This is a genomic window from Streptomyces boluensis (assembly GCF_009908195.1).
In the GTDB taxonomy this organism is placed as follows: Bacteria; Actinomycetota; Actinomycetes; order Streptomycetales; family Streptomycetaceae; genus Streptomyces; species Streptomyces boluensis.
Genome location: NZ_JAAAHS010000459.1, coordinates 1 through 5357, shown reverse-complemented (window position 1 = coordinate 5357; position 5357 = coordinate 1). Strand labels below are relative to the sequence as shown.

Annotated in this window: 5 protein-coding genes; 2 read left to right on the top strand and 3 right to left on the bottom strand. The window is 73.4% G+C overall.

From position 1 onward, the window contains the following. Positions 1 to 117 precede the first annotated feature (117 nt). Complete coding sequence (locus GUY60_RS33675; RefSeq protein WP_161704835.1) at positions 118 to 729, top strand: DUF937 domain-containing protein; 612 nt, start codon at positions 118 to 120, stop codon at positions 727 to 729. 84 nt (positions 730 to 813) lie between these two features. Here GUY60_RS33675 and GUY60_RS33670 read toward each other — a convergent pair whose 3' ends face one another. From GUY60_RS33670 to GUY60_RS33660, 3 genes are read right to left on the bottom strand one after another with little or no spacing between them, the layout of a single operon-like run. Next, on the bottom strand, positions 814 to 1608 hold the full coding sequence (locus tag GUY60_RS33670) for a sugar phosphate isomerase/epimerase family protein (protein ID WP_161704837.1): 795 nt from the start codon (positions 1606 to 1608) through the stop codon (positions 814 to 816). Positions 1609 to 1640: 32 nt separating this feature from the next. After that, positions 1641 to 2807: a dihydrodipicolinate synthase family protein gene (locus GUY60_RS33665; protein ID WP_161704833.1), complete on the bottom strand. Its 1167-nt coding sequence runs from the start codon at positions 2805 to 2807 to the stop codon at positions 1641 to 1643. Next, positions 2804 to 3955 (bottom strand): Gfo/Idh/MocA family protein, encoded by a 1152-nt coding sequence (locus GUY60_RS33660; RefSeq protein ID WP_161704831.1) that lies wholly within the window; start codon positions 3953 to 3955, stop codon positions 2804 to 2806. The genes GUY60_RS33665 and GUY60_RS33660 overlap by 4 nt, the downstream gene beginning before the upstream one ends. 369 nt (positions 3956 to 4324) lie before the next feature. On the opposite strand from GUY60_RS33660, the gene GUY60_RS33655 reads away from it, so the two are divergent. Then, the coding region (locus GUY60_RS33655) for a LacI family DNA-binding transcriptional regulator (RefSeq protein WP_161704829.1) at positions 4325 to 5357 on the top strand (1033 nt) is incomplete at its 3' end.

Genomic DNA, 5357 nt, shown 5'->3' with positions numbered 1-5357 from the left:
ACTCCCAGTAGGACCCACGGATCGCGGGAAGGGTTGCACGGCGTTCGGCACCAATCCGCAGCGATCCGGAGCAGGGTCGAAATGCCGACAAACCCGTGCGGCCGTAGCGTTTCCCGCATGAGCGAGAACTCCTTCGAACAGGACGTCCTGGCCGAGCTCGGCGACGACAAGCTGCACGAGATCGCCGGTCTCCTCGGGCCCGGCACCGACAACGACACCGCGAAGAACTTCGTCGGCGACACCGTCTCCGCGCTCTCCGGCGGGCTGCAGGAGCGGGCCGAGGGCGCCCCGGAGGAGGCCGCCGAGGTCCGGCAGGCGTTCGCCGAGGTGGGCGACGAGGCCGCGGGTGCGACGGCGGGGGCGGCGGCCGGTGCGGCGGCCGGTGACGGCAACACCCTTCAGGGCGTGGCCTCCTTCGGCGGACTCGGCGGGCTGCTCAGCGGCGGCATGATGGCCGGTGTCCTCACCAAGGTCAGCAGGCCCGTCGCGCAGGCCGTCTCCAAGCGGACCGGCATTCCCGCGCCCACGGTGTCCCGCGCCATCGAAATGCTCATCCCGGTACTGCTCACCGTGTTCGCGAAGCCGGCCGCGGGCGCCAAGAAGCAGCCCGGAGCGACGAGTTCACCCGGCGCGGCACCGGCCTCGGGCACGGCTTCCGCGCAGGGCCGCCAGGGCGGCGGTCTCGACCTGGGCGAGCTGCTCGGGCAGATCCTCGGCGGGAAGAAGTAGCCGGACGGGACGGGAAGAAGTATCCGGACGGGAGCGGTCCGCCCCGCGGGGCCTCGCGGAACCGGCCCTCCCGTTCCCTCTCCCCTACCCCACCTCCCGGAACCGGGCCAGGGTCTCGGCGAGCACCTCGCGGCCGTCCCGTGCCCACAACTCCGCGTTGAACAGCTCCACTTCGACGGGGCCCGTGTATCCGGCGGCGGCCACGCGCGCGTGCCAGGCGCCGAAGTCGACGGAGCCGTCGCCGAGTTGGCCGCGCCCTTCGAGTACGCCCGCCGGAAGCGGGGTCGTCCAGTCCGCAAGCTGGTACGCGTGCAGCCGTCCGCCCGCGCCCGCGCGGGCGATCTCCGCGGGCGCCCGGTCGTCCCACCAGACGTGGTACGTGTCCACGCAGACGCCCACCTGGTCGGCGGGGAACCGTTCGGCCAGGTCGAGGGCCTGGCCGAGGGTGGAGACGACGCAGCGGTCGGCCGCGTACATCGGGTGCAGGGGTTCCACGGCGAGCCGCACACCGCGCTCACGCGCGTAGGGGCCGAGCTCGGCGAGGGCGTCCGCGATGCGTTCGCGGGCGCCGTGCAGGTCGCGGCTGCCGGGCGGCAGGCCCCCGGAGACCAGGACCAGGGTGTCGGTGCCGAGCGCGGCGGCCTCGTCGACGGCCCGGCGGTTGTCGTCGAGGGCCACCACGCGCGCGTGCGGGTCGACGGCCGTGAGGAAACCGCCCCGGCACAGCGTGGTGACCGTCAGGCCCGCCGCGCGCATCAGCTTGGCCGTGGCATCGAGGCCGTACTCCGCGACCGGCTCGCGCCACAGGCCGACGGCGGACACCCCCAACACACCGCAGGCGTCGGCCAGTTCGGGCAGGGACAGCTGCTTGACGGTCATCTGGTTGATGCTGAAGCGGCTCACGTCGACGGTCACCGGGCGACTCCGTACACGTCCAGGAGGGACTTCAGGCGGGCCTCGGCGAGGTCCGGGTCGGGGAACAGGCCGAGGCCGTCGGCGAGTTCGTACGCCCTGGCCAGGTGCGGCAGGGAGCGTGCCGACTGCAGGCCGCCGACCATCGTGAAGTGGCTCTGGTGGCCCGCGAGCCAGGCGAGGAACACCACGCCCGTCTTGTAGAAGCGGGTCGGCGCCTCGAAGAGATGGCGGGACAGCTCCACGGTCGGGTCGAGGAGCTTGCGGAAGCCCGCCGCGTCGCCGGTGTCCAGGATCCGCACCGCGTCCGCCGCCAGCGGGCCCAGCGGGTCGAAGATGCCGAGCAGCGCGTGGCTGAAGCCGTGCGCGTCGCCCTCGATCAGCTCCGGGTAGTGGAAGTCGTCGCCGGTGTAGCAGCGCACGCCCTGCGGCAGTCGGCGGCGCAGGACGACCTCGCGGTCCGCGTCGAGCAGCGAGAGCTTCACGCCGTCGACCTTGTCCGGGTGCGCGGCGACGACCTCGAGGAACGTGTCGGTGGCCGCGTCCAGGTCGGCCGAGCCCCAGTAGCCGGTGAGGGCCGGGTCGAACATGGGGCCCAGCCAGTGCAGGATCACCGGCTCCGCCGCCTGGCGCAGGAGGTGGCCGTACAGCTCGAGGTAGTCCTCGGGGCCGCCTGCCGCCGCGGCGAGCGCCCGGGACGCCATGAGGATCGCCTGCGCGCCCGTCCCCTCCACGAGCGCGAGTTGCTCCTCATAGGCGCCCCGGACCTCGGCCACGCCGACCGGTCCGGCCGGCCGGCCGGTCAGCTGGTCGGTGCCCACGCCGCAGGCGATCCGGCCGCCGCACGCCCGCGCCTCCACGGCCGAGCGCCGGATCAGCTCGGCCGCGCCCGCCCAGTCGAGGCCCATGCCGCGCTGCGCGGTGTCCATCGCCTCGGCCACGCCCAGGCCCTGCGCCCACAGATGGCGGCGGAAGGCGAGGGTGGCGTCCCAGTCGACGGCGGCCGGGCCGTCCGGCGAGGTGTCGGCGTACGGGTCGGCCACGACGTGCGCCGCCGAGAACACCGTGCGGGACGCGAGCGGGGCCGTGCCCGAGGGACGGAACGGGTCACCGCGGGGGACGTACGCGCGCGTGGCGCCGTTTTCCGTGGGCAGCAGGACGGTCACAGGGTCAGCTCCGGAACCTCGTGGCGGCGGCCGTCCGCGGAGGACTTGAGGCCGAGCTCGGCGAGCTGCACGCCGCGGGCGCCCGCGAGCAGGTCCCAGTGGTAGGGCTCGCCGAGGGCGACATGGCGCAGGAACAGCTCCCACTGCACCTTGAAGCCGTTGCCGAACTCGCCGTTGTCCGGCACCTGCTGCCACTGCTCGCGGAAGCTCTCGGTGGCCGGCACGTCCGGGTTCCACACCGGCTTGGGGGTGGCGGAGCGGTGCTGGGCACGGCAGTCGCGCAGGCCCGCGACGGCGGAGCCCTCGGTCCCGTCGACCTGGAACTCGACCAGCTCGTCGCGGTTGACGCGCACCGCCCAGGAGGAGTTGATCTGGGCGACGGTGCCGCCCGCCAGCTCGAAGATGCCGTAGGCGGCGTCGTCGGCGGTGGCGGCGTAGGGCTTGCCCCGCTCGTCCCAGCGCTGCGGGATGTGCGTGGTGGCGAGGGCCTGTACGGACCGCACGCGGCCGAACAGCTCATGCAGCACGTACTCCCAGTGCGGGAACATGTCGGCGACGATGCCGCCGCCGTCCTCCGCACGGTAGTTCCAGGACGGGCGCTGCGCGTCCTGCCAGCCGCCCTCGAAGACCCAGTAGCCGAACTCGCCGCGTACGGAGAGGATCCGGCCGAAGAAACCGCCCTCTATGAGGCGCTTCAGCTTGAGCAGACCCGGCAGGAAGATCTTGTCCTGGACGACGCCGTGCTTGATACCGGCGGCCTCGGCTAGGCGGGCGAGTTCCAGGGCGCCGTCGAGCGAGGTGGCGCTCGGCTTCTCTATATAGAGGTGTTTTCCGGCCGCGATGGCCTTCTTCACCGACTCCTCGCGGGCGGAGGTGACTTGGGCGTCGAAGTAGATGTCCACGGTCTCGTCGGCGAGGACCGCGTCCGCGTCGGTGGTCCAGTGCTGGAGGCCGTAGCGGTCGGCGAGCGCTTTCAGGGCGTGCTCGCGGCGGCCCACGAGGACCGGCTCGGGCCACAGCACCGTGCCGTCGCCGAGGTCGAGTCCGCCCTCCTCGCGCAGGGCGAGGATCGAGCGGACCAGGTGTTGGCGGTGGCCCATCCGACCCGTCACGCCGTTCATGGCGATGCGCACCGTCTTGCGTGTCACGAAAGTCCCTCCGTACGCCGTTGCCCAGCGCTCTCCCCCGGCCCGCTCGCACGGTCCGCACGGCTTCCCCGTCCCGGCTCAGCAGTGCTGAACCGCACCGGCCGCATGTGATAGCAAGCGCTTTCTATCCGGAGAAAAGCTAGCCTGCCTGACAAGCCCCGTACAAGAGGGCCGGGCGAAGTGCCGCACAAGCGGCGCGTGGTACTTGTTCGCGGCAGGCGGCACGCGCGCGTGGTGTCCGTTCACGACAAGTGACACGCGCGCGTAGTGCCTGTTCCGCGGCACGACCCACGCGTACGTGTGTGGGTCCCGGACCGAGACGGGCGCCGCGCGGCGGCGGAACCGAAGAGAGCCCACGGAGGCGTGCAGATGACCGTGACCCTGGCGGACGTGGCGGCCCGCGCCCAGGTCTCCCCCGCCACCGTCTCCCGCGTCCTGAACGGCAACTACCCGGTGGCAGCGGCCACCAGGGAACGGGTGCTGCGCGCGGTCGACGAGCTGGACTACGTACTCAACGGCCCGGCGAGTTCGCTCGCGGCGGCCACCTCCGACCTGGTCGGCATCCTCGTCAACGACATCGCGGACCCGTTCTTCGGGATCATGGCCGGTGCCGTGCAGTCGGAGATCGGCGGGCCCGGCGGGCGCGCGGGCGGGGAGCGGCTCGCGGTGGTGTGCAACACCGGAGGCTCCCCTGAGCGGGAGTTGACGTATCTGACCCTGTTGCAGCGCCAGCGCGCCGCGGCGGTCGTCATCACCGGCGGCGCCATCGAGGACGCCGAGCACGCGGCGGCGCTCACCACGAAGCTGCAGCGGCTCGTGGACGCCGGTACGCGCGTGGTGCTCTGCGGCCGTCCGCCCGCGCCCGAGACCGGTGCCGTCGCGCTCACCTTCGACAACCGCGGCGGCGGCCGCGCCCTCACCGAGCACCTGCTGGCCCTCGGCCACCGCCGGATCGGCTACATCGCGGGCCCCGAGGAGCGCACGACCACCCGGCACCGCCTTGAGGGCCACCGGGACGCGCTCGCGGCGGCGGGGCTGCCTCCCGGTACGGAGCTGACCCTGCACGGCCCGTACGACCGCGCCACAGGCCACGCGGCGACCATCGAACTCCTGCGCCGCGAGCCCGCGTTGACCGCCGTGGTCGCCGCCAACGACACGGTGGCCCTCGGCGCCTGCGCGGCCCTGCGGGAGTCCGGGCGGCGCATCCCCGACGACGTGTCGGTGGCCGGCTTCGACGACCTGCCGTTCAGCGTCGACGCGGTGCCCGCCCTGACGACGGTGCGGCTGCCCCTGGCGGAGGCGGCGGCACGCGCGGGCCGGATCGCCATGGGCCGCGAGCAGGCTCCGCCGGGGGGCGTGGCGACGGTACGCGGGGAGCTGGTGGTGCGGGGGTCCACGGGGC